Raw genomic sequence first — 24,877 nt, 5'->3', positions numbered from 1 at the left:
CTCATTCCTGCGCAATTAATTATTACCTCGTTTTGGAGACGCTAACTTAACGTTAAACGCCGCGGAAAAACTGGAGGCAGTCGCTACCGACCTGTAAAAATCTGCTGCCCGCAGCAGAACTGTGAACGGCCTCACGGTTCACCGTAAGGGTACAGCCCGTGCATTTAGGCTTTACGACGTGTAAGATGTTTGTCCTTCAGGAGTTTTTGCTTTTTGCTCACTTTTGAACCTGTGTACCGCTGGCGAGTACCAAACTGACAACTGTGAGTCGGTTTCAAGTCTCAAGTGCCTGAGGTATATCAATAAACTATGATTTGTATGTAACCTTGCGTGTGGGTTACCACTGCAATTAAGGATGTAAAATGCCCGTTATTACTCTTCCTGATGGAAGTCAGCGTACTTTCGATCACGCCGTCAGCGTGATGGAAATTGCTCAGGACATCGGTCCTGGTCTGGCGAAAGCCTGTATTGCTGGTCGTGTGAATGGTGAACTGGTCGACGCGGTTGACCCGATTACCGATGATGCAAATGTCGCTATCATTACTGCCAAAGACGAAGCCGGTCTGGAAATTATTCGCCACTCTTGCGCGCACCTGTTAGGTCATGCAATCAAGCAGCTGTGGCCGGATACCAAAATGGCGATCGGCCCGGTAATCGACAATGGTTTCTATTACGACGTTGATATCGACCGCACCCTGACGCAGGAAGATCTCGAACTGCTCGAAAAGCGTATGCACGAGCTGGCTGAGAAGAATTATGACGTCATTAAGAAAAAGGTGAGCTGGCAGGAAGCCCGTGATGCATTTGCGGCACGCGGTGAAAGCTACAAAACCACCATTCTTGATGAAAACATCAGCCATGACGATCGTCCTGGCCTGTATCACCATGAAGAATATGTCGATATGTGCCGTGGTCCGCACGTACCGAACATGCGTTTCTGTCATCATTTTAAACTGCAGAAGACTTCTGGCGCCTACTGGCGTGGTGACAGCAACAATAAAATGTTGCAGCGCATTTACGGCACCGCATGGGCTGATAAAAAGCAGCTGGCGGCTTATCTGCAGCGTCTGGAAGAAGCGGCGAAGCGCGATCACCGTAAAATCGGTAAGCAGCTCGACCTGTATCATATGCAGGAAGAAGCGCCGGGCATGGTATTCTGGCATAATGACGGCTGGACCATCTTCCGCGAGCTGGAAGTGTTCGTTCGCACCAAGCTGAAAGAGTATGAGTACCAGGAAGTGAAAGGTCCGTTTATGATGGACCGTGTGCTGTGGGAAAAAACCGGCCACTGGGAAAACTACAAAGAAGCGATGTTTACCACGTCATCGGAAAACCGCGAGTACTGCATTAAACCGATGAACTGCCCTGGTCACGTGCAAATTTTCAATCAGGGTCTAAAATCATACCGCGATCTGCCGTTACGTATGGCTGAGTTCGGTAGCTGTCACCGTAATGAGCCGTCAGGCGCGCTGCATGGTCTGATGCGCGTACGTGGCTTTACCCAGGATGACGCCCACGTGTTCTGTACTGAAGAGCAGGTGCGTGATGAAGTAAACAGCTGTATTAAGATGGTGTACGACATGTACAACACCTTCGGTTTTGATAAAATCGTGGTGAAACTGTCGACCCGTCCGGAAAAGCGTATTGGCAGCGATGAGATGTGGGATCGCGCCGAGAAAGATCTGGCGGAAGCACTGCAGGAAAATAATATCGAATTCCAGTATCAGCCGGGTGAAGGGGCGTTCTACGGTCCGAAAATTGAGTTTACCCTGCATGATTGTCTGGATCGTCCGTGGCAGTGTGGTACTGTTCAGCTCGACTTTTCCTTGCCGAGCCGTTTGAGTGCATCTTACGTCGGCGAAAATAACGAACGTCAGGTGCCGGTGATGATTCACCGTGCGATTCTGGGTTCAATGGAGCGCTTTATCGGTATTCTTACCGAAGAGTACGCCGGTTTCTTCCCAACCTGGCTCGCTCCGGTACAAGCAGTGATTATGAATATCACTGATGGTCAGTCCGAATATGTTGCAGAATTAACCCGTAAACTGCAGAATGCGGGAATTCGTGTAAAAGCGGACTTGAGAAATGAGAAGATTGGCTTTAAAATCCGCGAGCACACTTTACGTCGTGTCCCTTACATGCTGGTCTGTGGTGATAAAGAGGTGGAAGCAGGCAAAGTTGCCGTTCGCACCCGCCGTGGTAAAGACCTTGGAAGCATGGACGTAAATGATGTTATCGAAAAGCTGCAGCTAGAGATTCGCAGCCGAAATCTTCATCAATTGGAGGAATAAAGTATTAAAGGCGGAAAACGAGTTCAACCGACGCGACCTAATAAAATTAACGGTGAAATCCGTGCTACCGAGGTGCGTCTGACAGGCATCGAAGGCGAGCAGCTTGGTATTGTAAGCCTGCGTGAAGCTATTGAAAAAGCTGAAGAAGCAGGTGTTGATTTAGTTGAAATCAGCCCTAACGCCGAACCGCCTGTATGCCGTATTATGGATTACGGCAAGTTCCTCTACGAAAAAAGCAAATCTTCTAAGGAACAGAAGAAGAAGCAGAAAGTTATTCAGGTTAAGGAAATTAAATTCCGTCCTGGAACCGATGATGGCGACTATCAGGTCAAACTACGCAACCTGATTCGCTTTCTGGAAGATGGCGATAAAGCCAAGATCACACTGCGTTTCCGTGGTCGTGAAATGGCGCACCAGCAGATCGGTATGGAAGTGCTTAACCGCGTCCGTAAAGACCTGTGTGAAGATCTGGATTTGGCTATTGTCGAGTCCTTCCCTTCGAAGATCGAAGGCCGCCAGATGATCATGGTGCTCGCTCCCAAGAAGAAGCAGTAGGCCATTCAAGTAGTTATCCGCGCAGCGTCCGCGCTGCACGGTAACTCGCCTGTCTGATTCATTTTATTAACAATGCGAAGTGGAAATTTTTGAAATGCCAAAGATTAAAACTGTACGTGGCGCGGCTAAGCGCTTCAAGAAGACCGCCTCTGGTGGCTTCAAGCGTAAACACGCTAACCTGCGTCATATTCTGACCAAAAAATCTACTAAGCGTAAACGTCACCTGCGTCCGAAAGGTCTGGTGTCTAAAGGCGATCTGGGTCTGGTTATCGCCTGCCTGCCGTACGCATAAGTAAATTTTTATCGCCTGACAGATTCCGCTTTGAGATAAGGCGGCACCTGAGCGAATCCCCTGAGCTTACATCAGTAAGCGACTGGGGTGAGCAAAGGAAGCCAACGCAGTCACAGAGCGAAAGATAAACGGCCAAATTCAGAATATAAACAGGAGAGCTAAATGGCTCGTGTAAAACGTGGTGTAGTTGCTCGCGCACGTCACAAAAAAATCTTAAAACAAGCTAAAGGCTACTACGGTGCACGTTCACGTGTATACCGTGTTGCTTTCCAGGCTGTTATCAAAGCTGGTCAGTATGCTTACCGTGACCGTCGTCAACGTAAGCGTCAGTTCCGTCAGCTGTGGATCGCGCGTATCAACGCAGCAGCTCGTCAGAACGGCATGTCTTACAGCCGCTTCATCAATGGCCTGAAAAAGGCTTCTGTTGAAATCGACCGTAAGATTCTGGCTGACATCGCAGTATTCGACAAAGTGACTTTCTCTGCACTGGTTGAAAAAGCGAAATCAGCTCTGGCGTAAGTCAGAATATCCTGAAAACTTCGGGCGGCAGTCAACTTATCTGCTGCCAGAAGGATAAAGGATAGGTGAAAGAGGGGGCTTGTCTCCCTCTTTTATTATCTAACTCATGCAAAAGATTGACATTTCTGCCTGCTGGCCTTTCAATAGAGCAACAGAAATTTTCCGACAAGACTCCTGATAAGGTAATGCAAGCATGAATGCTGCTATTTTCCGTTTCTTTTTTTACTTTAGCGCCTGAAAATCGGGGGCTTTTGCGCAAGAGAAGAGAAACGAAAAATCGCGCTGAAAGCCTCCCACGTGGAGGCTTTTTTGTTTCTGGCGAAATGATAATTGGACTTTTTGTCCCAACAAAAAACAGACCGGCCGTGACGGCTGGAAGAAGAGGAAACAATGCCACATCTCGCAGAGCTGGTTGCCAGTGCCAAGGCAGCTATAGAAGATGCCCATGATGTTGCCGCGTTAGATCTGGTACGCGTCGAATATTTAGGTAAAAAAGGGCATCTGACGCTCCAGATGACCACACTGCGCGAATTGCCAGCAGAAGAGCGTCCGGCGGCGGGTGCGGTAATCAATGAAGCCAAGCAGCAGGTGCAGGAAGTGTTGAGCGAGCGTAAAAATACGCTGGAATCAGCTGCACTGAATGCCCGTCTGGCACAGGAAACTATCGACGTTTCACTGCCAGGCCGTCGCATTGAAAATGGCGGCTTGCATCCGGTCACCCGCACCATCGATCGTATTGAAACCTTTTTCGGTGAGCTGGGCTTCGCGGTCATGACCGGACCGGAAATCGAAGATGACTACCATAACTTCGATGCGCTGAATATTCCGGGTCACCACCCGGCACGTGCCGATCACGATACCTTCTGGTTTGATGCAACGCGCCTGCTGCGCACCCAGACTTCTGGCGTGCAGATCCGCACCATGAAAAACCAGCAGCCGCCAATCCGTATTATTGCGCCGGGCCGCGTCTATCGTAACGATTACGATCAGACCCACACCCCAATGTTCCATCAGATGGAAGGGCTGATTGTTGATAAAAACATCAACTTCTCCAATCTGAAAGGCACGCTGCATGAATTCCTGCGCAACTTCTTTGAGGAAGATTTGCAGGTGCGCTTCCGTCCTTCTTACTTCCCGTTTACTGAACCGTCCGCGGAAGTGGATGTGATGGGTAAAAACGGCAAGTGGCTGGAGGTGCTGGGTTGCGGCATGGTGCATCCAAATGTATTGCGTAACGTCGGTATCGATCCAGAAATTTATTCTGGTTTCGCCTTCGGCATGGGCATGGAGCGTCTGACTATGCTGCGTTACGGCGTGACCGATTTACGCGCCTTCTTCGAAAATGATTTACGTTTCCTCAAACAGTTTAAATAAGGGCAGGTTATACCAATGAAATTCAGTGAACTCTGGTTACGCGAATGGGTAAACCCAGCCATTAGCAGTGAAGCGTTGTCCGATCAAATTACCATGGCCGGGCTGGAAGTTGACGGTGTTGACGCCGTTGCCGGTGCCTTTCATGGCGTAGTGGTTGGTGAAGTGGTGGAATGCGGTCAGCATCCCAATGCCGATAAACTGCGCGTGACAAAAGTTAATGTCGGCGGCGAACGCCTGCTGGATATCGTCTGTGGCGCGCCAAACTGCCGTCAGGGGCTGAAAGTCGCAGTGGCGACCGTAGGTGCCGTGCTGCCGGGTGATTTCAAAATTAAAGCGGCGAAACTGCGCGGCGAGCCTTCTGAAGGCATGTTGTGCTCATTCTCCGAGCTGGGAATCAGTGACGATCATGCAGGCATTATTGAATTGCCGGCTGATGCGCCAGTGGGCAGCGATATCCGCGAATATCTGCAGCTGAATGACAATACCATTGAAATCAGCGTGACGCCGAACCGAGCTGACTGTCTGAGCATTATCGGTGTCGCCCGTGATGTGGCGGTACTGAACCAGCTGCCGCTGAGTGAGCCTGCCATCGAACCGGTTGCCGCGACGCTGAACGAGACATTCCCGATTCGCGTTGAGGCCGGCGAAGCCTGTCCGCGCTACCTCGGTCGTGTGGTAAAAGGCATTAATGTGAAAGCCGCCACGCCACTGTGGATGCGTGAGAAACTGCGTCGTTGCGGGATTCGTTCTATCGACCCGGTGGTAGATATCACCAACTATGTGCTGCTTGAGCTGGGCCAGCCGATGCACGCGTTCGATCTCGATCGTATTGATTCGGCGATTGTGGTGCGTATGGCCGAAGAGGGTGAAACCCTGACGCTGCTGGATGGCAATGAAGTCAAACTGAACAGCGACACGCTGGTGATTGCTGATGAGAAGCAGGCGCTGGCAATGGGCGGTATTTTTGGTGGCGCGCACTCTGGCGTCAACGAAAAGACACAGAATGTCCTGTTCGAATGTGCTTTCTTCAGCCCGCTGTCGATTACCGGTCGTGCGCGTCGTCACGGTCTGCACACCGATGCATCTCATCGTTACGAACGCGGCGTGGATTCCGCATTGCAACATAAAGCAATTGAGCGTGCGACGCGTCTGTTGCTGGATATCTGCGGCGGTGAAGCCGGCCCGGTTATTGATGTGACTAACCAGGCTGCGCTGCCGAAGGCGGCCTCTATCACTCTGCGTCGTGAAAAACTGGATCGCCTGATTGGTCATGTGATTGCTGACCACCAGGTGACCGACATTCTGCAACGTCTGGGCTGTAAAGTGACCACTGGCAGCGGCGAGTGGCAGGCGATTGCACCAAGCTGGCGTTTCGATATGCAGATCGAAGAGGATCTGGTTGAAGAAGTGGCGCGCGTCTACGGTTATAACAATATTCCGGACGTGCCGGTGCATGCCAGCCTGGTGATGACTAAACATCGTGAGGCCAATCTTTCTCTGAAGCGCGCTAAAGCGATGCTGGTCGATAAAGGCTACCAGGAAGCGATCACTTACAGCTTTGTTGACCCTAAAATTCAGGCGCTGCTGCATCCGGGGGAAGAAAACCTGCTGCTGCCAAGCCCGATCTCTGCAGATATGTCGGCGATGCGTTTGTCGCTGTGGAGCGGATTACTGTCAGCGGTGGTGTATAACCAGAACCGTCAGCAGGGGCGTGTACGTCTGTTTGAGAGCGGTCTGCGCTTTGTTCCTGATACGCAGGCAAACCTCGGTATTCGTCAGGATCTTATGCTGTCCGGCGTGCTGAGCGGCAATCGCTATGAAGAGCATTGGGATCTGGCGCGACAAACAGTAGACTTCTATGATTTAAAAGGTGATTTAGAGTCTGTTCTGGATCTGACCGGTAAACTGGAGTCCATCGAGTTCCGTGCAGAAGCCAATCCGGCGCTTCATCCGGGGCAGAGTGCGGCGATTTATCTGCGCGGCGAAAAAATCGGATTTATCGGTGTGGTGCATCCGGAGCTGGAACGCAAACTGGATCTTAACGGTCGAACCTTAGTGTTTGAACTGCTTTGGGATAAGGTCGCAGACCGCGTGCTGCCTGAAGCGCGCGAGATTTCTCGCTTCCCGGCAAACCGCCGTGATATCGCTGTCGTAGTGGCTGAAAACGTGCCTGCAGCAGATATTATCACTGAGTGTAAGAAAGTTGGCGTAAATCAGGTAGTTGGCGTAAACTTGTTTGACGTGTACCGTGGTAAGGGCGTAAATGAGGGTGAGAAGAGCCTCGCTATCAGCCTGATTTTACAAGATACCAGCCGGACACTCGAAGAAGAGGAGATTGCCGCTACTGTTGCACGATGTGTAGAGGCACTGAAAGAGCGATTCCAAGCATCCTTGAGGGATTGAACCTATGGCGCTTACAAAAGCTGAAATGTCAGAATACCTGTTTGAGAAGCTTGGGCTTAGCAAGCGGGATGCCAAAGAGCTGGTCGAGCTGTTTTTCGAAGAAGTCAGACGTGCTTTGGAAAATGGTGAGCAGGTTAAGCTGTCCGGTTTTGGCAACTTTGACCTTCGCGACAAGAATCAACGTCCGGGACGTAACCCTAAGACTGGCGAAGATATTCCGATCACGGCACGGCGCGTGGTGACGTTCCGCCCGGGTCAGAAATTAAAAAGTCGGGTTGAGAACGCTTCGCCAAAAGAAGACTGATTGACTCACCAACAAAAGGCCGCGCAAGCGGCCTTTTTCATGCCTGAAAAAAATGAAATGTGGATTATTTTAGAGTAGTTGCCGCACTGCAGCAGTGAGTTAAAAGGGTTTCAGAAAAGAAATTTCGCAGCAGTCATACAAAGAGCAGCCACGCCTATGATGGTGGCAGCGATCCATTTTGTCTGGCCGCTAATCTCCTTATGCAAATCACCCTTAGTGGCGAATTCATTAGAACGGGCAACCAGCTCGGCAAGGCCAGATTTTGTGGCAAACTCTTCGGAACGAATAGTCAGTTTAGTCAAATCCAGTTTAATCTGAGTAACGTCAGTTTCAAGCCTCTCGACTCGCTTCTCTAATCTGTCCATCATACCGCCTCCTCCGCTACCGCCGCCATGTTCATTAGGTGTTGGATTATCTTTAACACCAGAGTCTATTTTATTATCAAAAAGCCGTACAAGGTTATCTTTTACAGTATTCATTTGGCGTCCCCCTTATTTTCAGATGGGAACCAATCTGTTTCCAACCAAAGAGATACTATGAAGGCCCAGTAATAGCTGGTGAAGCCGCAATTGGTACATATAACACGATACTCACAGTTGTTAGTAGTAGCGGGTTCAGACTCTTGAATTTTATAATAAGTTACGTATTCATTTGAGGTGTTGGATGACGATCCATCCAGGCTGGCACCGTGCACGACATTATTCACTCTGGGTACAAATAGATGGGGACTGCCGCAGGACAGACAACACTGAGAGCCATTTTTGGCACTCAGAAAGGCAGAAAAAACTTCGGGTGATATAAGACTGAGAAGCTTCGATTCATCCATGTTGTTATTCATCACATATGCTCCAATGGATTAAGTTTTACTAAATCGTTCAGATAGTCCGGCGCGAAACGCACAAACTATCGTCTGTAAAATTGTGGAGCGCCCAAGAATTTTTTGCAACGATATGTTGTTGACACTGTTGATCATAAAGCGATCCGCAAACGTGTGGCGCATTACATGAGGTGCCTGGCCGGCAGGCAGGTCATGAACCAACGTTTTAGGCGTCTTGCGGACATTAAGTCAATCAGCGGTCGAGAACATTTGTTGCCCATCATAACCGTCCAGACTACAGAAAAAATCCCCGGCATCTGTAGAATGCGTCGTGCAGAACCAGCAGGCTGAATAGTTCTAAATGCTGCCGCATGACAGTGACATAGAAAAATACAGCCCCCACAAACCGGGCTGTAACACACTCATTAAACGCAAAAAAGATCGAGAAAGTTCGGCTTTTTCTGCGTCCGCTTTATCACGCCTTATCAAACGAACAGAACCATGTAGGCGTTAGCGGATCTTAGGCGTATGTGGCGCTAAACCATATCCGGCTGCACAATTAGGATCTTGAAATTTGGCAAACGGCATTTTTCATTCTTTAAAAAATCCATCCTCTCTGGCTCAAAACCACCAAAATAATCAAAAACACTGCTTTATCAGGATTTAGTTGGCTAATTATTCTGGGGCGGGTATTATATGCACTATCTTAGCAACGTGAGGATGTGAGGCTGGTGCGATTGCCGCCGAAAACATAAACCCAATGACTTTCTCCAAAGGAATGCTCGTTACCCTTTCTACATCTCAATTCTTTATCACTGCGGTCATGGCCAGCGTTCTGGCATGGTGCAGCGAGCTATAGCGACTTCACAAAACGTTTAAAAACGACTTTTAGCACTGCGTTGCTGCGGCAACGGCGGTTAATCACGTGTTTTGTTTTGTGAGGAAACTATGATCTATTGGATCTTTTTATCTGTCGCCATCGTTTGTGAAATTCTTGGTACGCTGGCAATGAAATACTCCAGTCTGCACGGCGGCATCAGCGGCCATATCGCGATGTATTTGCTGATCGCGGCGTCCTATATTCTGCTGTCTGTGGCGGTTAAACGTATTGCACTGGGCGTGGCCTACGCACTGTGGGAAGGGGCAGGCATTTTGCTGATTACCCTGTTTAGCGTGCTGATGTTCAGTGAATCACTGTCGCTGGTTAAAGTGATAGCGTTAATCCTGCTGCTGGCCGGCATCACCCTGATTAAATCCGGTACTGAAATGCCTAAGCGTAAACGCAATGAGGTGAAACATGCAGGCTGAACATCTGCTGTACCTGTTGCTGGCGGTAGTGCTGGAGATTATTGCCAATATTATGCTGAAGAAATCGGAAGGTTTCCGCCGCTGGGGATATGGCGTGCTGTCATTACTGGCGGTATTGGGCGCATTCAGCGCGCTGGCTCAGGCGGTGAAAGGTATCGATCTGGCGGTGGCTTATGCGCTCTGGGGCGGGCTGGGTATCGCCGCGACCGTCGCCGCTGGCTGGATTCTGTTTAATCAGCGGCTGAACAAAAAGGGCTGGATCGGTCTGATTGTGCTGCTGGCCGGGATGGTGATGCTGAAACTGGCGTGATGCCAGAGTGTTAATCACGCAGCGGCTGAACGTATTGTGCTTCACGGTCGCTCCACAGTGTCAGGATTGCGTAAGCGGCGGGAAAGTAACGTGAAAATCATCCGTCAGCTGATAGTTAGCGCTATAAGTGATTGCTATAACAGGCTCATCTAATAAAGAGAGGTCAGCCTGATGAAAAAAATGGCTATATTACTTTGCGTCCTGTCTGGGATGCCGCTGCTGGCAAATGCTGGCGTGTCGATTGACATTCATTCACCCGGAATTTCTATTCAGCTTGGCGATCGCGATCAGCGTGGTTATTACTGGGACGGTTATGACTGGCGTGCGCCAGCGTGGTGGCATGACTGGCAGGGCCGTCATGTTGGAGCGCGCGGCCCGCGCGGTGATTACTGGAACGGCAATGGCTGGCAGCCACATGCGCCGCAGCATCACTCTCATTCACGGCCGCAGCAACAGAATCATCACCAGCCGGAACGACCACAGCATAATCATCATGATAAGCCTGGCGCGGGTAACGATAATCTTCATCAACGTCCTCCGGCGCAACAGCGTCATTAATTTCTCCCTTAAGGGCCAGCAATGCTGGCTCTTTCTTTTTCTGCATCAGCCACTACAATCAAAGCCTTGTTTTCACAGATAAAGAGTCACTGATGACGCTGATTTCCGAACTGTCGCATCGGGCAGCACGACGCGGACGGCGCTGGCTGATGGTGCTGCTGCTGCTGACGTTGATCACCGCAGCCATCAGTCTGTGCGCAGGGGAGAGCTGGATTGCCCCTGGCGACTGGTTCAGCCCGCAGGGGCAGCTGTTTGTCTGGCAGCTGCGTTTACCGCGTACGCTGGCGGTATTACTGGTCGGTGCGTCACTGGCGGTGGCTGGCGCGGTGATGCAGGCGCTGTTTGAAAACCCGCTGGCGGAACCCGGGCTGTTAGGCGTATCGAACGGAGCCGGTGTCGGTTTGGTATTAAGCGTACTGCTGGGAAGCGGCCAGCCGTGGAGCCTGAGTCTGGCCGCCATCGCCGGTGCCTTACTGGTGACGGTGCTGCTGCTGCGATTTGCCCGGCATCATCTCTCTACCAGCCGTTTGCTGCTGGCCGGCGTTGCGCTGGGAATTATTTGCAGTGCGATAATGACCTGGGCGGTCTACTTCAGCACCAGCCTCGATCTGCGCCAGTTAATGTACTGGATGATGGGCGGCTTTAGCGGTATAGACTGGCGTTACGGCTGGCTAATGCTGGCGTTACTGCCGATTCTGCTGTGGCTGACCTGCCAGTGGCGCGCGCTGAATTTGCTGATGCTGGGCGAGATTTCCGCGCGTCAGCTCGGGCTACCGATGGCGCTGTGGCGCAACTTACTGGTGATGGCGATTGGCTGGCTGGTAGGGGTCAGCGTGGCGCTGGCAGGCGCCATTGGTTTTGTTGGGTTGGTGATCCCGCACATATTGCGGCTCAAAGGGCTGACCGATCACCGCATACTGCTACCGGGATGTGCTTTCGCCGGCGCGACGGTGCTGCTGGCGGCTGATATCATCGCCCGGCTGGTGCTGAGATCGGCTGAATTGCCGATTGGCGTGGTGACGGCCACGCTCGGGGCACCCATATTTATCTGGTTATTAGTAAACCATCGCCGCTAGCGCAGGCTGGCAAATACACTACTGATACAGGAAATCCGCATGAGCATTTTTGATACAGAACTGGAAACGCTGGATGGTGAGAAAACCACGCTGAAACAGTGGCAGGGCGACGTGCTGTTAGTGGTTAATGTGGCCTCTAAATGTGGCTTAACGCCCCAGTATGAACAGCTGGAGCAGCTACAAAAACAGTGGCAGGATCAGGGGTTCAGCGTGCTGGGTTTCCCGTGCAATGCGTTCCTTGAGCAGGAGCCGGGCAGTAATGAAGAGATTAAAACCTTCTGCAGCACGACCTACGGCGTTACTTTCCCGATGTTCAGCAAAATTGAGGTTAATGGTGAAAACCGGCATCCGCTGTACGCTCAGCTGGTGGCTGCACAACCGCAGGCGGTAGCACCAGAAGGCAGCGGCTTCCTTGAACGAATGACCAGTAAAGGCCGCGCGCCGAAAGCAGCGGGGGATATTTTATGGAACTTCGAGAAATTCCTTATCGGTCGGGATGGTAAGGTGGTTCAGCGCTTCTCGCCGGATATGACCCCGGATGATGCGGTGATCGTCGACAGCATCAAGCAGGCGCTGGCAAAGTAAATGCTGCTGGAAATTGAACTGGCTGCGGTCGGCGGGCGACTGGCCCCGTTCAGTGCGCAGGTCAGCAGTGGGCAACTGATTCATCTGCTGGGGCCGAATGGTGCCGGAAAAAGTTCGCTGCTGGCGCGCTTGTCGGGTTTGTTGCCCGGCAGCGGCAAGGTTCAGTTTCTGGGAAAGCCACTTGAAGACTGGAGTGGCAGTCAGCTTGCCCGTCATCGCGGCTGGTTGCATCAGCAGCAGTTACCCGTCGGCCAGATGGCGGTTTTTCACTATCTGAAACAGCATCTGCTGCACGCCGACCAACCTTATGAAGCGGTGTTACAGCAAGTTCTTGAGGGATTGCAACTTGGCGATAAGCTGGCGCGGCCGCTGAATCAGTTGTCCGGTGGCGAGTGGCAGCGAGTAAGGCTGGCCGCTGTGCTGTTGCAGATCGCGCCGGCGGCAAACTCCCAGGGTAAATTGCTGCTGCTGGATGAGCCGATGGCCGGATTGGATGTGGCTCAGCAGGCGGCAGTCGACCGCCTGCTATTACCGCTGTGCCTGGCCGGGATAAGCATTATTATGAGCGGCCATGACCTTAACCACAGCCTGCGCCATGCGCAACAGGTGTGGCTGATGGCCGATGGTCAGTTAGTGGCGCAGGGTGAAACAGCCACGGTGATGCAACCTGAACGTCTTGAACAGGTGTATCAAGTGCCCTTTCGCAAACTGACGGTTGAAGGCCATCAAATTCTCACCACGTTAACGGAATAGCGGGCAGTCCCTTGCCAGAATCAATGATTTACCGCTACATTAAGTTTTTGTCTGATTGCAGGGAATGTCGGTTATGCGGATCTGGTTGTTGCTGGTTGTGGTTATTCTTGCTGGATGCAGTCGCCATGCTCCTCCTCCTGACGGTCGTTTGTCAGATCCGATAATGGTTATCGCCCAACTTAATGAACAACTGGGTCAGTGGCGCGGAACGCCATACCGCTATGGTGGGATGAGTCGCGGCGGCGTCGATTGCTCCGGTTTTGTTTATCTTACCTTCCGCGATCGTTTTGACCTGCAATTACCGCGTTCAACCAGCGATCAAACGGATATCGGCACCCGCATTGATAAAGATCAGTTGCTGCCAGGCGATCTGGTATTTTTCAAAACCGGCCGTGGAGAAAACGGCCTGCACGTCGGCATTTATGATACTGATAATCAGTTTATTCACGCCTCAACCAGCAAGGGAGTGATTCGATCTTCACTCGATAATGTTTATTGGCGTAAAGTATTCTGGCAGGCGCGACGCATTTAATAAGTGTTGTAGTAATTAATAAACTGAGAAGAATTTAGGATAAATGCGTATTTCTTCGCCGGAAAAAATAGAGCATGATGAATGCTGGTTTTCGGCGAAGTGAATGAGATTAATTTGTATTAGATGGCGGTTTTATATTTACTTAAGCCATATTTTTTCTTTTTTCATCACTGACGCTGTCAGAAAACCTGCCTTACACGCATCTGAAATCTCAGCAACTGCTCGATTTACGACAATTTAAAGATTAATTTTATTTAAGCATCTTTCGGTTTTTTTTCTGCCGAAAAATGACTAAGTGTCTGATAGCGCATTAGCACTATTGATTGTCATAAATTGTTGTTATAGGATGCACAAACTGCCACTTAATAATGGCTTATCAAAATGAAAATCCATTTAGCTGCCGACTACCGTAGTAACGCAGCATTTTATCCGGTATATACCCTTACGGGTAGGCTGACTGCTGTAGAGCTGATCTCATGGTTCTCGGACGAAAACGCCAATGTTGCGATTCCGGCAGAGATGCTGATTCCGCAACTGACATTCGAACAGCGTATATCGCTACTGCAAAGTCAAATAACGCTGGTGGAGAAATATCGGGAATTTTTCAGCTATCACGATCTATATGTCGCGATTAATATTGATGAAATTATCGCGCAGGCGATTTTAGAAAGTGAGTTTCTTTTACACAAGTTAGGCCTGCTGGATTGCCTGGAACTGGAAATAAATGAAAGTTTTACTGATTTATCCGCTGGTAAAGATAATCCTTTACTGGCTGCGCTAAATGATCATTTTTCTCTCAGTCTGGATAATTTTGGCGCAGGAAAAGCGACGGCGAAAGCGGTATACGATGACCTGTTTAATCGTATCAAATTAGATAAGGGATTTATCCAGCACAATATCAAACGGCGCTCATTTGCACCGTTTATTAATGCCATACTGGATAATATAACGCCACACTGCCAGCAGGTGATTGTACAGGGAATTGATGATAATCAGGCGCTGGCAACCATTCGTCAGTATCCTTTTGCCGGAATTCAGAGTGCGTTATTTCCGGCGGCGGATGAACTCTCTTTAGCGGCTTTGCTGAAGACTCCAGCGTTACTGATGCCGCCCGCAGAGTCACCGTAAACGGAATGTATGCCCTGTAAATTAGCACGCACAGGGTTTACACTGACAGCATTGTGGCCGTTTTACTGACTGATTCTTATCAGAAAAGGCCCCAGCGATGTCTTAAGGAGGCACCATGCAGTTCAATAACAGCTGGTTTAACGAGCTGCCGGGCTTTTATACCGCACTGAATCCCACCCCGTTGAAAAATCCGCGTCTGCTTTATCACAGCAGGTCACTGGCACAGGAGTTGGGCCTTGATGAAAGCTGGTTCAGCCAGGATAAAGCCGCTATCTGGAGCGGCGAGACGCTGTTGCCTGGCATGCAGCCGCTGGCGCAGGTTTACAGTGGCCATCAGTTTGGCGTCTGGGCCGGGCAACTCGGTGACGGGCGGGGTATTCTGCTGGCAGAACAGCAATTGCCGGACGGACGTAAAGTTGACTGGCATCTGAAGGGAGCAGGGCTGACGCCTTACTCACGGATGGGCGACGGACGTGCCGTACTGCGTTCAACGCTGCGGGAGTTTCTCGCTTCAGAAGCGATGCATCATCTCGGGGTGCCAACTTCTCGGGCCTTAACCGTGGTCACCAGTGAAGAGCCGGTTTACCGTGAAAGCGCCGAGCGTGGTGCGATGCTGTTGCGTGTGGCCGAAAGCCATCTGCGATTTGGTCATTTTGAGCACTTTTTCTATCACGGCCAGCAGCAAAAAGTTCAGCAGCTGGCAGACTATGCTATCGCGCATCACTGGCCGACACTGGTCGATGAATCTGATCGCTATCAGCAGTGGTTTACCGATGTGGTGAAACGCACGGCGCGACTGATTGCTCACTGGCAGAGCATCGGCTTTGCTCACGGCGTGATGAATACCGATAATATGTCGATTATTGGTATCACGCTGGATTACGGCCCTTATGGCTTTCTCGACGACTATCAGCCGGACTTTATCTGTAATCACTCTGACCATCAGGGGCGATATGCATTTGATAATCAGCCCGTGGTGGGGCTGTGGAACCTCAATCGCCTGGCGCATGCGCTTTCCGGGCTGATGACCCCGGAACAGTTAAAACTGGCGCTGGCTGAGTATGAGCCAGAACTGATGCGTGCCTGGGGCGAGAAGATGCGTGCCAAACTGGGACTGTTGACACAGGATAAAAGCGATAACGACATTCTTACCGGGCTGTTGTCGCTGATGACCAAAGAGGGCAGTGATTATACCCGTACCTTCCGTCTGCTCAGTGCCACACAGCAGGATGAAACGCGCTCGCCACTGCGTGATGAGTTTATCGACCGCGATGCCTTTGACCACTGGTATCACGACTATCGTCAGCGACTGCTGCGCGACGAGAAGAGTGATGCTGAACGTCAGCAGCTAATGAAATCGGTTAATCCGGCGATTATTCTGCGTAACTATCTGGCGCAGCAGGCAATTGAGCGTGCGGAGCAGGATGATATCAGCGTACTGACGCGGTTGCATCAGGCGCTCGCCCGTCCGTTTGACGATGCGCCTGAATTTGCGGATTTGGCGAAACGTCCGCCAGACTGGGGTAAGAAGCTGGAAGTGAGCTGTTCAAGTTAACGGCGCAGGGCGATCTGGGGCACGGCTTCACTGGCGTGAGGCAATACCATCAGGTCGGCCTGGTACCAGCGCGTCAGAATCGATTCGGTCATCACCTCAGCTGGCGTGCCGCTGGCAACCAGCTTGCCGCAATGCAACAGCATCATGCGATCTGACCACAGTGCAGCCAGGTTCAGGTCGTGCAGCACGCAGCATACCGTTAGCTTGCCATTACGCGTCAGCTGATGCAGCAGGCGCAAGGCGTGTTGCTGATGGTAAAGATCGAGCGCCGAAGTCGGCTCATCGAGAAATAACCAGCCTTGCGGACCGTCGTCGTGCCAGAGTTGTGCCAGCGCTCTGGCTAACTGCACCCGCTGCTGTTCGCCGCCGGAAAGCTGCCGATAATCGCGCTTTGCCAGCACATCACAGCCGGTTAATGCCATCACTTCTCTGACTACCGGTGCTGCCGGCTGCTGCGGCCAGGGCGCGCGACCCATCGCAACCACATCTTCAACCGCCAACGGAAATGCTACCGCGCTCTGCTGACGCATGACTGCACGTTGCTGTGCCAGAGATTGACGCGGCCAGCGATCGAGCGGTATCTGCTGTAGCTGGCAACTGCCGTCAGAAGCCATCAGATAACCGGTAAGCAGGCGCAAGAGCGTTGATTTACCGGCACCGTTTGGGCCAATCAGCGATACCATCTCACCGGCGCGCAGCTGCAATGAGACGTCGTCAATCAGCGTGCGTCCGGCAACGCGATAACTGAGGGAACTGGCCTGTAACTGGTTATGCATGGCTGCTTCCCTGACGACGTAAAATCAGCCACAGAAACCACGGGCCGCCCAGTAGGCTGGTTAACAGTCCGACCGGCATTTCCGCCGGTGCCACCAACGTGCGTGCCAGCGTATCGGCAACCAGCAATAAAATTGCGCCAGCCAGCACTGAACCCGGCAACATCCAGCGGTGATCGGCACCGAGACAGATGCGCATCAGATGCGGCACGACCAGACCAATAAAGCCGATGATACCGCTAACTGCCACCGCAGCGGCGACCAGCAGTGCGCTGAGAATTAATAAATGACGCTGGGTACGCTGCACATCCACGCCGAGATAATGGGCTTCCTCTTCACCAAGCTGTAGCAGATTCAGCCGTGCGGCCAGCCACTGAATCAGTAGTGCGGCGGGAATAATCAGTGAGGCAGAGGCCAGTAAGGTTGACCACTGAGCTTGTCCGAGACTGCCCATTCCCCACAGCGATAACTGACGCAGCTGCTGATCGTTACTGACCCATGACAATACGCCAACCGCCGCGCCACAAAGGGCGTTGATGGCAATCCCTACCAGTAACAGACGGGATAATCCCGCCTGACCCGAGCGGGTCAGCGCAAAGATAATCAGCGTAATCGCCATGCTGCCGATAAATGCTGCCAGCATCGGCAGATAAAGGGCGAGGATGGCGGGCAGCGCCAGCGGCAGTACTAACGCAAGTGCTACCGCCAGTGCCGCTCCGCTACTGATACCCAGCAGGCCGGGATCGGCCAGCGGATTGCGAAACAGCCCCTGCATCACGGCACCTGACAGCGCCAGCGCCGCGCCGACCAGCATCGCCAGCAGCACGCGTGGCAGACGAATATTCAGCCAGATTTGCCACAGCATGCTGTCGGCTGGCGCGGCCCACAGCATCGGTAACGACAGGCGCATTGCGCCAATATTGGCCGCCAGCACCGCCAGTACTAACAGCGTAATCAGCATGGCGAACAGCCAGCGTAGCGGTAAACGCGCAATCATTTTGCTATTGCTTCCGCCGCTTTACGCAACTTAAGGATGGCCGAAGGTGTGTCGATGCCAAAGCCGAGCAGCGCCATATCATCCACCACCAGCAGCTGGTGCTGCTGTCCGGCAGGCGTCATTGCCAGCCCCGGCAGCTTCCACAGGTTGTCTTTGCCACCCAGCGTGCGCAGGCCATCTTCACCCACCACCACCAGCTGCGGCGCGCTGGCAATCACCCCTTCCTGTGAAAGTGGCTGGTAACGCTGCACATTGCCCATCGCATTCTGCAACCCAGCGGTCTGGATCGCTGCGTCGGCCGCCGTGCCACGTCCGGCACTCATGGTGGTGACGCCGTTGTGCGCCATGATAAACAGCACTTTCACCGGCAGCGGCTGGCGATTCAGCGTAGCCAGCTGTTTATCAAGGCGTTGCTGCAAACTTTTGCCCGCCTCTTCGCGCTGCAGTGCCTGAGCAATCGTGCTGATTTTATCGTCGATAGCCTTGATATCGGCTTTACCGCTGACGGTCACCACTTTTACACCGGCTTGCTGCACCTGCTCCAGCGCCATCGAGGGTTTAGCCAGCTCACTGACCAGTACCAGCGTCGGTTTTAATGCCAGAATGCCTTCGGCATTAAGCTGGCGCATATAGCCGACATCCGGCAGTTTGGTCGCCAGCGCCGGATGCAGGCTGGTACTGTCGCGACCCACCAGATTTTGCTGGGCGTCGAGTGCATAGACAATCTGCGTGACGTCGCCGCCAATCGATACCACGCGCTCAGTCGCCAGTGCCGAAAGCGGCAGAGCGAGCAGGGCGATTAGCCAGCGTTTCATGCGGCAACTCCTTCGCGGGTTAACGCCGCCAGCTGTTCACGCCACTGCGTCTGCTCAGGTTGCCCCTCGCTACGCTGACCATACAGTTGGGCAATTTGCGTGCCGTCGGCAGCAAACAGCTCGAGACTGGTGACAAAACCGTCAGCGGTCGGTTTGCGGGTTACCCAGCTTTCGGCAATGGCATCCTCAATCAGATGCAGGGTAAATTCACGGTTGAAGATATTGATCCAGTTATCCATCGGCATCAGCTTTTCAACGTTGCCGGTAAAGATCTGCACGCAGCCGCGGTTGCCAACGAAGATCATAATTTCGTTAGCGTCAGTTTTTGCCACTTCAAGAATCTGGCGCAGCGACTGATTGCTGACCTGACAGGCCAGATCGCTGGCTACTGCGTGGAAGGCTTGCTGGCGGCTGATATTGTGACGCTTCAGCAGGCGAAAAAACTGATGCACGTCGGTCATTGCGCGCCACTCTTGCTCAATCAACGCGGCATCGGTGACCTCACTGGTCGCCTCGGTAACCAGCGGCGTCACGATCAGATCGCTGGCTTGCGGTTGTACAAAGCGTTCAACCAGCGCCTGCCATGCGGCAAGATCGGTTTTATCGGTGGTATAGACTTTCAGTACCGCATCGCCCTGTGCATCAAAGAATTGCAGGCTCTGACGTTCGCCGCGCGCATTTTGCTCCTTCAGTGCAAAGGCACTGTGCCACTGATTAACGAACAAACGTTGGTCCAGCGCGCGTGGATTCAGCACCAGTCCGGCATGGTCGCTGAGATGCAGGTTACTGTAGTGACCCACCTGCTCGTGCACCGCGTATTCATTGCGGGTAATGGATTTGGTTTCACCGACCGCTTCCAGTGCCTGAAGCATTTCACGCATCTCATTGCGCAGCTGCTGTGCATCATGTCCGACGCGGGAATGGGTCAGCTCTGCTTCGCTGATCGCCATATCCGCCGCCAGATCGCGGGCATATTTTTTTGGATTAGCGGCTTTCAAAGCCTGGTATTGCTGATAAATCATGTTCATTGACTGCTTCCTTGTTTCAAATTCGCCCTGCGGTTTCTGGCAGGGCGCAATTATTACCACTGGTAACTGACGAATACTTTGCCGTTGATCCCATCCTGCGGAATGCCCTGCGTAGAGTAGTACTCTTTTTCAAAGGCATTAGCCAACACCAGAGTAGTGGTCAAGCCTTTCAGGCGATCCTGACCTTTATAGCGCAGGTAGAAATCATTGACCGCGTAGCCAGGTTGGTTGGCATAGGTTGAACTTATATGCGTTGAACGCTCAACAAAGGTGCCGACCCAGCCGACCGAGAAGGCAGTCTGGGCAATCGGCACATCGAGGATGCTGGTAACGGTGTCTGGGTTCAGGCTGGAGATCCACTCGCCGGTATCGCTGTCTTTACCACGAGTACGGTTATAGGCCAGATCCCAGCTGAACACGTCGGTGTTGTACTTCAGAGACATATCCCAGCCCCAGATTTTCGCCTGCGGCACGTTGTAAGACTGGGTCGTGGCGGCGGCAAAATCGACGGTGGTCGAAATGTAATCCTTCGCTTCGGTATCGAAATAACTGGCCTTAAATTCGATTCCGTCGTTAGCCATCAGCAGGTCGTCAAAGCGTAAACCAAAACCGGCTTCACGCGTTGAGTTGGTCTCAGGGCGCAGGTTCGGATTTGGCACCCAGCGGTTAACGTAGCCCGGGAACGAGAAGTGTACGTCGTCGTTATACATCTCGCCCATGGTTGGCGCGCGGAACGCCTGCGCATAGGAGCCGAAGAGCATCAGCCAGTCGGTTGGCGTCACAGAGAGCGCGGCGCGTGAGGACCATTTATCGGCATCGACATCGGCATAGCCATCGCTGCTGCCGCTATAGTTATCGTAGCGAGTACCGAGCACCAGTGAAGCCGGAATATCGCGCAGGGTAATTTCATCCTGCAACCAGCCGGAAGAGAAGTCGATTTTCGCCTGTGGGAAGCTGGTGGTGGTTCCGCCCGGATGCTGCTCCTGGCGGTAGTATTCGCCGCCATAAGTGAACAGGTGAGAAGCAAAACTGTCGGCAAACAGGCGGCTGCGGTTGTCCAGCTTCAGTCCTTTGGTGGTCTGTTCGCGATACTGACTGCCGGTATCACGGGTTCCGGCATTAATTCGGGTTTCAGACCAGTAGGTGGTCAGGTTGGTATTCAGCCACTCCATATCGCTTGGATCGAGGTGATAACCCAGCTGTACATCGCGCTGAATGGTGGAACGATCGGTCATCAGGTTACCGGTGCCAGGCTGAACCACCTGTGGGTTAACCGGTTCCTGAGCGTTGTTGTTGTAGTAACGCAGGCTGCCGCTTAAGGTTTGTGCCGGATCCAGTTTCCAGCTGCCTTTTGCCAGCAGATTACTGATACTTTCATCGTTTGGCGCATCAGCACCGCTGCTTTGTCGAATATCACCGCGGTCGCGGCTGCTCCACGACAGCACGCCATCAAGATCGTCAGTACGGCCAAAGGCGCTGGCGCCTAAACCGAAGCTGTGATCGCCGGTTGCCGCGTTGCTGAATACGCGATAACCACTGTTTTTACCCGGTTCCAGCAAATCGGCGGCATCCACCGTTTCATACGAGATAACGCCGCCCAGCGCGCCGCTGCCATACAGTAGCGCTGAAGGGCCACGCACCACTTCGATGCGTTTAATTAACGCCGGATCAAGAAACACACTGTTCAGGTGGCCAGTATCGGTTCCCTGACGAATGCCGTCTACCAGCGTTAAAACGCCGCGGCGATCGTAGCCACGCATACTCAGGTCCTGGCCATTAGTACGACCCGTACCGCTGATGGTTATCCCCGGAACGTTGCGCAGCATATCGGCGGCAGAAGAGGCGGTTTGTGACTCAGGCGAATTGCCATCAATCACCGTCACCATCATCGGTGCTTCAAAGCTGCTGCGCGAGTTACCGGTAGCGACCACCGTCATTTGATCGTTTTTTGCGTTAGTTTGGTTGCGATCGCTGGCGGTGTCAGCTGCCTGTGCGAAAAGCGGTAAAGCACAGGAAATAGCCAGCGTTAAACGCGACAGGCGCGGACCGGCTGAAGGTAAGTGAGGCATCAATGCAACTCTCCATATTATGGTTTCCCGGGGATAGCCTCGGGAAGTGTCAGGAGCTGGCTGCCTTGGCTTAATGCCTGGGTGGCTGGCGGTTATGAGATTTTTAGGTTACTTCGTCAGGATAAGTTTACCGGCCTGGGTCTGACGCAAAATGTATTGCTGACCCTGATGCAGGATGACAACGCGACCTTCACTGCCTAACAGCAATTTGCTGTCGACCTGCCGCAGGCTGTGCCCGGTTTCCGGTATGGCGCAGGTGGAAGGGGATTTATCCATAAAGCTACCTGTTAATAATGTAAATTGTTTTCACAATGATAATCATTATCAACAAATGTTTCATCCAGGCAAGGATAAAATTGTCAAAGCGAGGGAATGTTGGCGAATTTGCAACTTTATGCTAATAACGCTGGCGGTTTTCCCGCCAGCGTCGGGGGATCAGAAGCGGCAGTCGATGGCTTGCGCCAGCAGGGCCAGCACGGCTTCACTGTCTTCCCAGCCGAGGCAGGGATCGGTAATTGACTGGCCATAAACCAGCGGTTGTCCGGCAATCACTTTTTGCGTACCTTCCTGCAGGAAGCTTTCAATCATCACGCCAGCAATCGCCTGCGATCCGTCGCGGATCTGTTGCGCCACCGATTCTGCCACGTCGCGCTGGCGGCGATGTTGTTTCAGACAGTTGGCATGGCTGAAGTCGACGACCAGCTGTTGCGGCAGGTGAAACTCGCGCAGGCTGGCAGCGGCGGCGGCAATATCTTCCGCATGATAGTTAGGCTGTTTACCGCCGCGCATAATGATATGACCGTACGGATTGCCGCTGGTCTGATAAATAGTCATCTGCCCGTATTTATCGGATGACAGAAACATATGGCTGGCACGCGCCGCACGGATGGCATCGACGGCGATTTGCGTGTTGCCATCGGTCCCATTTTTAAAGCCGACCGGGCAGGAGAGAGCCGACGCCATCTCGCGGTGAATCTGGCTTTCAGTGGTACGCGCGCCGATGGCACCCCAGCTGATCAGGTCGGAAATAAACTGGCCGATCACCATATCAAGAAATTCGGTGGCGGTTGGCATTCCCAGCGCATTGATATCCAGCAGCTGCTTACGGGCGATTTCAAGGCCATGATTGACGCGAAAGCTGCCATCGAGATCGGGATCGGAGATCAGTCCTTTCCAGCCGACCACGGTACGCGGCTTTTCGAAATAGGTGCGCATTACGATTTCCAGCCGATGCTGGTGTTTAACCCGTAAAGCGTTAAGTCGGGTAGCATACTCAACGGCAGCTTTGGGATCGTGCAGTGAGCAGGGGCCAATCACGACCAACAGGCGTTTATCTTCCCCGGTCAGGATACGGGCAATGCGTTTACGTGACGCTGTCACGTTTTCTGCAATGGCGGCGGTTATCGGATGCTTTAACGCCAGTTGCTCAGGCGTAATCAGGCTCTCGATGCGCGCGGTTCGCAGTTCATCTGTTTTATTCATCTGCATCTCTGAAATTTTTTTCTTCTCAACGGCAAAAGTGCCGGGAAGTGATGGCGATCACAATAGCCCAAATAGCGATGAATTCAACTGGCTGAAGAGTTAAAACGCGGCATCTGCCACAAAAAGCCGCGACAAAGCGGCTCTGTTGGCGAGCTGAGCTAATACATATGGCGGTTCAGCCCCATGATATCGAGGATTTTGGTGGCAATTTCCTCCACCGAGTAGTTGGTACTGTTGAGGTAACGAATCTGGTGGGTGCGGAACAGCGCTTCGACTTCGCCTACCTCCATCCGGCATTGCCGCATTGAGGCGTAGCGGGTGTTTTCCGCCCGTTCCTGACGAATCGCCGACAGGCGTTCCGGATCGATAGTCAGCCCGAACAGCTTCTGCTGATGCGCTTTTAGCGCCGGTGGCAATTTCAGATTATCCATATCATCGGCAATAAACGGATAGTTGGCGGCACGCACGCCAAACTGCATGGCCAGATACAGGCTGGTGGGGGTCTTACCGCAGCGCGATACGCCTAACAGAATGACCTGCGCGTCTTCCAGCCCGCGCAGCGAAATGCCATCATCATGCGCCAGTGCGTAATCAATGGCGGCGATACGCGCATCATACTTGCCGAGGTTGCTGGCAGTCAGGCCGTGGGTGCGGTGTGCCACCGGAGCCGGAGCCATACCCAGCTCTTCCTGTAGCGGAGCAACCAGCGACTGAACAATATCCTGGCAAAAGCCGTCGCTTTGCATAATGATTTCACGTACGTCCGGCGTGACAATCGAGAAAAACACCAGCGGTCGAATACCGCTTTTTTGATAGATGGCGTTAATCTGACCCTTTACCGCCTGCGCCCGCTGGACATTCTCAACAAAAGGTAGCGTGACGCTGTTCATGGCTACCGGAAATTGCGACATCACCGCGTGACCCAGCACTTCAGCAGTAATCGCCGTACCATCCGAGATGTAGAAAACACTTCGTTCACCTGCTGCGTCCATTTTATCTCCTGCTAATGATCTCTGCTGCATCTGATTGTATCGGTGAAGAGGATTAACGCCACCTGACAGAATGAATCATTCACATTTAAATAAAGTGAATGATTTATTTTTAACCTTTCGATATTGAATTAAATCATAATAAATGAAATGGCGTTTCTTTTTTTTAATTGTTGATTATAACGCTTTCTCTGGTGTGAAACGGTTATTTAGCTCGGATTTTGTTGCGCAAAAGAAATAGAGCTCTGATTAAAGGGTGTTTAACTAACCATCTGATTATAATGTTTTTTTATTGATTTTTGCTCGTTGCGCAACGAAATGAGTTTAGCGCGGAGTTTTCTTAAAAACACTTTTTTAATTTGCT

Annotated in this window: 26 protein-coding genes and 1 other annotated feature; of the genes, 17 read left to right on the top strand and 9 right to left on the bottom strand. The window is 52.3% G+C overall.

What is annotated here, in order from left to right:
- Positions 1–362: 362 nt before the first annotated feature.
- The 8 genes from thrS to ihfA all read left to right on the top strand — a co-directional run bounded on the left by thrS (position 363) and on the right by ihfA (position 7,738).
- Entirely contained in the window at positions 363–2,291 is a 1,929-nt protein-coding gene (gene thrS, locus ACP3TC_RS11555) for a threonine--tRNA ligase (RefSeq protein ID WP_313857284.1), read from the top strand.
- Between the two features lie 3 nt (positions 2,292–2,294).
- Positions 2,295–2,846: a translation initiation factor IF-3 gene (gene infC, locus ACP3TC_RS11550; RefSeq protein ID WP_052901890.1), complete on the top strand. Its 552-nt coding sequence runs from the start codon at positions 2,295–2,297 to the stop codon at positions 2,844–2,846.
- Between the two features lie 94 nt (positions 2,847–2,940).
- Entirely contained in the window at positions 2,941–3,138 is a 198-nt protein-coding gene (gene rpmI, locus ACP3TC_RS11545; protein ID WP_010275699.1) for a 50S ribosomal protein L35, read from the top strand.
- 162 nt (positions 3,139–3,300) lie between these two features.
- Positions 3,301–3,657, top strand: a complete 357-nt coding sequence (gene rplT, locus ACP3TC_RS11540) for a 50S ribosomal protein L20 (RefSeq protein ID WP_052901887.1) — start codon at positions 3,301–3,303, stop codon at positions 3,655–3,657.
- Positions 3,658–3,845: 188 nt separating this feature from the next.
- Positions 3,846–3,971: a sequence feature (Phe leader region), on the top strand.
- On the top strand, positions 3,851–3,895 hold the full coding sequence (pheM, locus tag ACP3TC_RS11535; protein ID WP_106120997.1) for a pheST operon leader peptide PheM: 45 nt from the start codon (positions 3,851–3,853) through the stop codon (positions 3,893–3,895). Its footprint overlaps the feature before it by 45 nt.
- Positions 3,972–4,047: 76 nt before the next feature.
- Positions 4,048–5,031: a phenylalanine--tRNA ligase subunit alpha gene (gene pheS / locus ACP3TC_RS11530; protein WP_313857288.1), complete on the top strand. Its 984-nt coding sequence runs from the start codon at positions 4,048–4,050 to the stop codon at positions 5,029–5,031.
- Between the two features lie 15 nt (positions 5,032–5,046).
- On the top strand, positions 5,047–7,434 hold the full coding sequence (pheT, locus tag ACP3TC_RS11525) for a phenylalanine--tRNA ligase subunit beta (RefSeq protein ID WP_426816485.1): 2,388 nt from the start codon (positions 5,047–5,049) through the stop codon (positions 7,432–7,434).
- Between the two features lie 4 nt (positions 7,435–7,438).
- On the top strand, positions 7,439–7,738 hold the full coding sequence (gene ihfA / locus ACP3TC_RS11520; RefSeq protein ID WP_017802142.1) for an integration host factor subunit alpha: 300 nt from the start codon (positions 7,439–7,441) through the stop codon (positions 7,736–7,738).
- A 110-nt stretch (positions 7,739–7,848) separates the two neighbouring features.
- On the opposite strand, the gene ACP3TC_RS11515 is transcribed toward ihfA, so the two are convergent.
- Positions 7,849–8,217, bottom strand: a complete 369-nt coding sequence (locus ACP3TC_RS11515) for a hypothetical protein (RefSeq protein ID WP_313857291.1) — start codon at positions 8,215–8,217, stop codon at positions 7,849–7,851.
- Positions 8,218–9,503: 1,286 nt separating this feature from the next.
- Between ACP3TC_RS11515 and mdtJ the strand changes: the two genes are divergently transcribed.
- The 9 genes from mdtJ (at position 9,504) to ACP3TC_RS11470 (ending at position 16,360) form a co-directional block, all read left to right on the top strand.
- On the top strand, positions 9,504–9,863 hold the full coding sequence (mdtJ, locus tag ACP3TC_RS11510; RefSeq protein WP_313857293.1) for a multidrug/spermidine efflux SMR transporter subunit MdtJ: 360 nt from the start codon (positions 9,504–9,506) through the stop codon (positions 9,861–9,863).
- On the top strand, positions 9,853–10,173 hold the full coding sequence (gene mdtI / locus ACP3TC_RS11505) for a multidrug/spermidine efflux SMR transporter subunit MdtI (RefSeq protein WP_313857294.1): 321 nt from the start codon (positions 9,853–9,855) through the stop codon (positions 10,171–10,173). The genes mdtJ and mdtI overlap by 11 nt, the downstream gene beginning before the upstream one ends.
- A gap of 171 nt (positions 10,174–10,344) precedes the next feature.
- Positions 10,345–10,731 carry a DUF2502 domain-containing protein gene (locus ACP3TC_RS11500; RefSeq protein WP_426816484.1) on the top strand — a complete coding sequence of 129 codons (387 nt, stop codon included), beginning with the start codon at positions 10,345–10,347 and terminating at the stop codon, positions 10,729–10,731.
- 92 nt (positions 10,732–10,823) lie between these two features.
- Positions 10,824–11,807, top strand: a complete 984-nt coding sequence (gene btuC, locus ACP3TC_RS11495) for a vitamin B12 ABC transporter permease BtuC (RefSeq protein ID WP_390902513.1) — start codon at positions 10,824–10,826, stop codon at positions 11,805–11,807.
- Between the two features lie 39 nt (positions 11,808–11,846).
- The gene (locus ACP3TC_RS11490) at positions 11,847–12,392 is read left to right on the top strand and encodes a glutathione peroxidase (RefSeq protein ID WP_313857297.1); all 546 of its coding nucleotides are present in this window, start codon (positions 11,847–11,849) and stop codon (positions 12,390–12,392) included.
- Positions 12,393–13,145: a vitamin B12 ABC transporter ATP-binding protein BtuD gene (btuD, locus tag ACP3TC_RS11485; RefSeq protein ID WP_426816483.1), complete on the top strand. Its 753-nt coding sequence runs from the start codon at positions 12,393–12,395 to the stop codon at positions 13,143–13,145.
- Positions 13,146–13,218: 73 nt separating this feature from the next.
- The gene (locus ACP3TC_RS11480) at positions 13,219–13,677 is read left to right on the top strand and encodes an NlpC/P60 family protein (protein ID WP_313857300.1); all 459 of its coding nucleotides are present in this window, start codon (positions 13,219–13,221) and stop codon (positions 13,675–13,677) included.
- Positions 13,678–14,058: 381 nt separating this feature from the next.
- Positions 14,059–14,805, top strand: coding sequence for an EAL domain-containing protein (locus ACP3TC_RS11475; protein ID WP_426816482.1), 747 nt, complete (start codon positions 14,059–14,061; stop codon positions 14,803–14,805).
- 115 nt (positions 14,806–14,920) lie between these two features.
- Positions 14,921–16,360 (top strand): protein adenylyltransferase SelO, encoded by a 1,440-nt coding sequence (locus ACP3TC_RS11470; RefSeq protein ID WP_426816481.1) that lies wholly within the window; start codon positions 14,921–14,923, stop codon positions 16,358–16,360.
- On the opposite strand, the gene ACP3TC_RS11465 is transcribed toward ACP3TC_RS11470, so the two are convergent.
- The 8 genes from ACP3TC_RS11465 to ppsR form a co-directional block, all read right to left on the bottom strand.
- The gene (locus ACP3TC_RS11465) at positions 16,357–17,136 is read right to left on the bottom strand and encodes a heme ABC transporter ATP-binding protein (protein ID WP_313857304.1); all 780 of its coding nucleotides are present in this window, start codon (positions 17,134–17,136) and stop codon (positions 16,357–16,359) included. The two genes, ACP3TC_RS11470 and ACP3TC_RS11465, sit on opposite strands and share 4 nt — an antisense overlap.
- A complete protein-coding gene (locus tag ACP3TC_RS11460; RefSeq protein ID WP_313857305.1) occupies positions 17,129–18,130 on the bottom strand; it encodes a FecCD family ABC transporter permease in 1,002 nt (333 codons plus the stop codon). The genes ACP3TC_RS11465 and ACP3TC_RS11460 overlap by 8 nt, the downstream gene beginning before the upstream one ends.
- On the bottom strand, positions 18,127–18,945 hold the full coding sequence (locus tag ACP3TC_RS11455; protein ID WP_313857307.1) for a heme/hemin ABC transporter substrate-binding protein: 819 nt from the start codon (positions 18,943–18,945) through the stop codon (positions 18,127–18,129). The genes ACP3TC_RS11460 and ACP3TC_RS11455 overlap by 4 nt, the downstream gene beginning before the upstream one ends.
- A complete protein-coding gene (locus ACP3TC_RS11450) occupies positions 18,942–19,973 on the bottom strand; it encodes a hemin-degrading factor (protein WP_313857308.1) in 1,032 nt (343 codons plus the stop codon). The genes ACP3TC_RS11455 and ACP3TC_RS11450 overlap by 4 nt, the downstream gene beginning before the upstream one ends.
- 53 nt (positions 19,974–20,026) lie before the next feature.
- The gene (locus ACP3TC_RS11445; protein ID WP_426816480.1) at positions 20,027–22,042 is read right to left on the bottom strand and encodes a TonB-dependent hemoglobin/transferrin/lactoferrin family receptor; all 2,016 of its coding nucleotides are present in this window, start codon (positions 22,040–22,042) and stop codon (positions 20,027–20,029) included.
- Between the two features lie 108 nt (positions 22,043–22,150).
- The gene (hemP, locus tag ACP3TC_RS11440; protein ID WP_313857311.1) at positions 22,151–22,318 is read right to left on the bottom strand and encodes a hemin uptake protein HemP; all 168 of its coding nucleotides are present in this window, start codon (positions 22,316–22,318) and stop codon (positions 22,151–22,153) included.
- 159 nt (positions 22,319–22,477) lie between these two features.
- Positions 22,478–23,524 carry a 3-deoxy-7-phosphoheptulonate synthase gene (locus tag ACP3TC_RS11435; RefSeq protein WP_426816479.1) on the bottom strand — a complete coding sequence of 349 codons (1,047 nt, stop codon included), beginning with the start codon at positions 23,522–23,524 and terminating at the stop codon, positions 22,478–22,480.
- A gap of 158 nt (positions 23,525–23,682) precedes the next feature.
- Positions 23,683–24,516, bottom strand: a complete 834-nt coding sequence (gene ppsR / locus ACP3TC_RS11430; RefSeq protein WP_313857315.1) for a posphoenolpyruvate synthetase regulatory kinase/phosphorylase PpsR — start codon at positions 24,514–24,516, stop codon at positions 23,683–23,685.
- Between the last annotated feature and the right edge of the window lie 361 nt (positions 24,517–24,877).

The organism is Winslowiella sp. 2C04, assembly GCF_050037805.1.
Lineage (GTDB): Bacteria > Pseudomonadota > Gammaproteobacteria > Enterobacterales > Enterobacteriaceae > Erwinia > Erwinia toletana_A.
This window is presented reverse-complemented; position numbering and strand designations above follow the sequence as displayed.

What these genes read in the sequence shown, in the direction of transcription:
- thrS (WP_313857284.1), top strand. Translation starts at nt 363, where the DNA reads ATGCCCGTTATTACTCTTCCTGATGGAAGTCAGCGTACTTTCGATCAC.
- rpmI (WP_010275699.1), top strand. Translation starts at nt 2,941, where the DNA reads ATGCCAAAGATTAAAACTGTACGTGGCGCGGCTAAGCGCTTCAAGAAG.
- rplT (WP_052901887.1), top strand. Translation starts at nt 3,301, where the DNA reads ATGGCTCGTGTAAAACGTGGTGTAGTTGCTCGCGCACGTCACAAAAAA.
- pheS (WP_313857288.1), top strand. Translation starts at nt 4,048, where the DNA reads ATGCCACATCTCGCAGAGCTGGTTGCCAGTGCCAAGGCAGCTATAGAA.
- pheT (WP_426816485.1), top strand. Translation starts at nt 5,047, where the DNA reads ATGAAATTCAGTGAACTCTGGTTACGCGAATGGGTAAACCCAGCCATT.
- ihfA (WP_017802142.1), top strand. Translation starts at nt 7,439, where the DNA reads ATGGCGCTTACAAAAGCTGAAATGTCAGAATACCTGTTTGAGAAGCTT.
- ACP3TC_RS11515 (WP_313857291.1), bottom strand. Translation starts at nt 8,217, where the DNA reads ATGAATACTGTAAAAGATAACCTTGTACGGCTTTTTGATAATAAAATA.
- mdtJ (WP_313857293.1), top strand. Translation starts at nt 9,504, where the DNA reads ATGATCTATTGGATCTTTTTATCTGTCGCCATCGTTTGTGAAATTCTT.
- mdtI (WP_313857294.1), top strand. Translation starts at nt 9,853, where the DNA reads ATGCAGGCTGAACATCTGCTGTACCTGTTGCTGGCGGTAGTGCTGGAG.
- ACP3TC_RS11500 (WP_426816484.1), top strand. Translation starts at nt 10,345, where the DNA reads ATGAAAAAAATGGCTATATTACTTTGCGTCCTGTCTGGGATGCCGCTG.
- btuC (WP_390902513.1), top strand. Translation starts at nt 10,824, where the DNA reads ATGACGCTGATTTCCGAACTGTCGCATCGGGCAGCACGACGCGGACGG.
- ACP3TC_RS11490 (WP_313857297.1), top strand. Translation starts at nt 11,847, where the DNA reads ATGAGCATTTTTGATACAGAACTGGAAACGCTGGATGGTGAGAAAACC.
- btuD (WP_426816483.1), top strand. Translation starts at nt 12,393, where the DNA reads ATGCTGCTGGAAATTGAACTGGCTGCGGTCGGCGGGCGACTGGCCCCG.
- ACP3TC_RS11480 (WP_313857300.1), top strand. Translation starts at nt 13,219, where the DNA reads ATGCGGATCTGGTTGTTGCTGGTTGTGGTTATTCTTGCTGGATGCAGT.
- ACP3TC_RS11475 (WP_426816482.1), top strand. Translation starts at nt 14,059, where the DNA reads ATGAAAATCCATTTAGCTGCCGACTACCGTAGTAACGCAGCATTTTAT.
- ACP3TC_RS11470 (WP_426816481.1), top strand. Translation starts at nt 14,921, where the DNA reads ATGCAGTTCAATAACAGCTGGTTTAACGAGCTGCCGGGCTTTTATACC.
- ACP3TC_RS11465 (WP_313857304.1), bottom strand. Translation starts at nt 17,136, where the DNA reads ATGCATAACCAGTTACAGGCCAGTTCCCTCAGTTATCGCGTTGCCGGA.
- ACP3TC_RS11460 (WP_313857305.1), bottom strand. Translation starts at nt 18,130, where the DNA reads ATGATTGCGCGTTTACCGCTACGCTGGCTGTTCGCCATGCTGATTACG.
- ACP3TC_RS11455 (WP_313857307.1), bottom strand. Translation starts at nt 18,945, where the DNA reads ATGAAACGCTGGCTAATCGCCCTGCTCGCTCTGCCGCTTTCGGCACTG.
- ACP3TC_RS11450 (WP_313857308.1), bottom strand. Translation starts at nt 19,973, where the DNA reads ATGAACATGATTTATCAGCAATACCAGGCTTTGAAAGCCGCTAATCCA.
- ACP3TC_RS11445 (WP_426816480.1), bottom strand. Translation starts at nt 22,042, where the DNA reads ATGCCTCACTTACCTTCAGCCGGTCCGCGCCTGTCGCGTTTAACGCTG.
- hemP (WP_313857311.1), bottom strand. Translation starts at nt 22,318, where the DNA reads ATGGATAAATCCCCTTCCACCTGCGCCATACCGGAAACCGGGCACAGC.
- ACP3TC_RS11435 (WP_426816479.1), bottom strand. Translation starts at nt 23,524, where the DNA reads ATGAATAAAACAGATGAACTGCGAACCGCGCGCATCGAGAGCCTGATT.
- ppsR (WP_313857315.1), bottom strand. Translation starts at nt 24,516, where the DNA reads ATGGACGCAGCAGGTGAACGAAGTGTTTTCTACATCTCGGATGGTACG.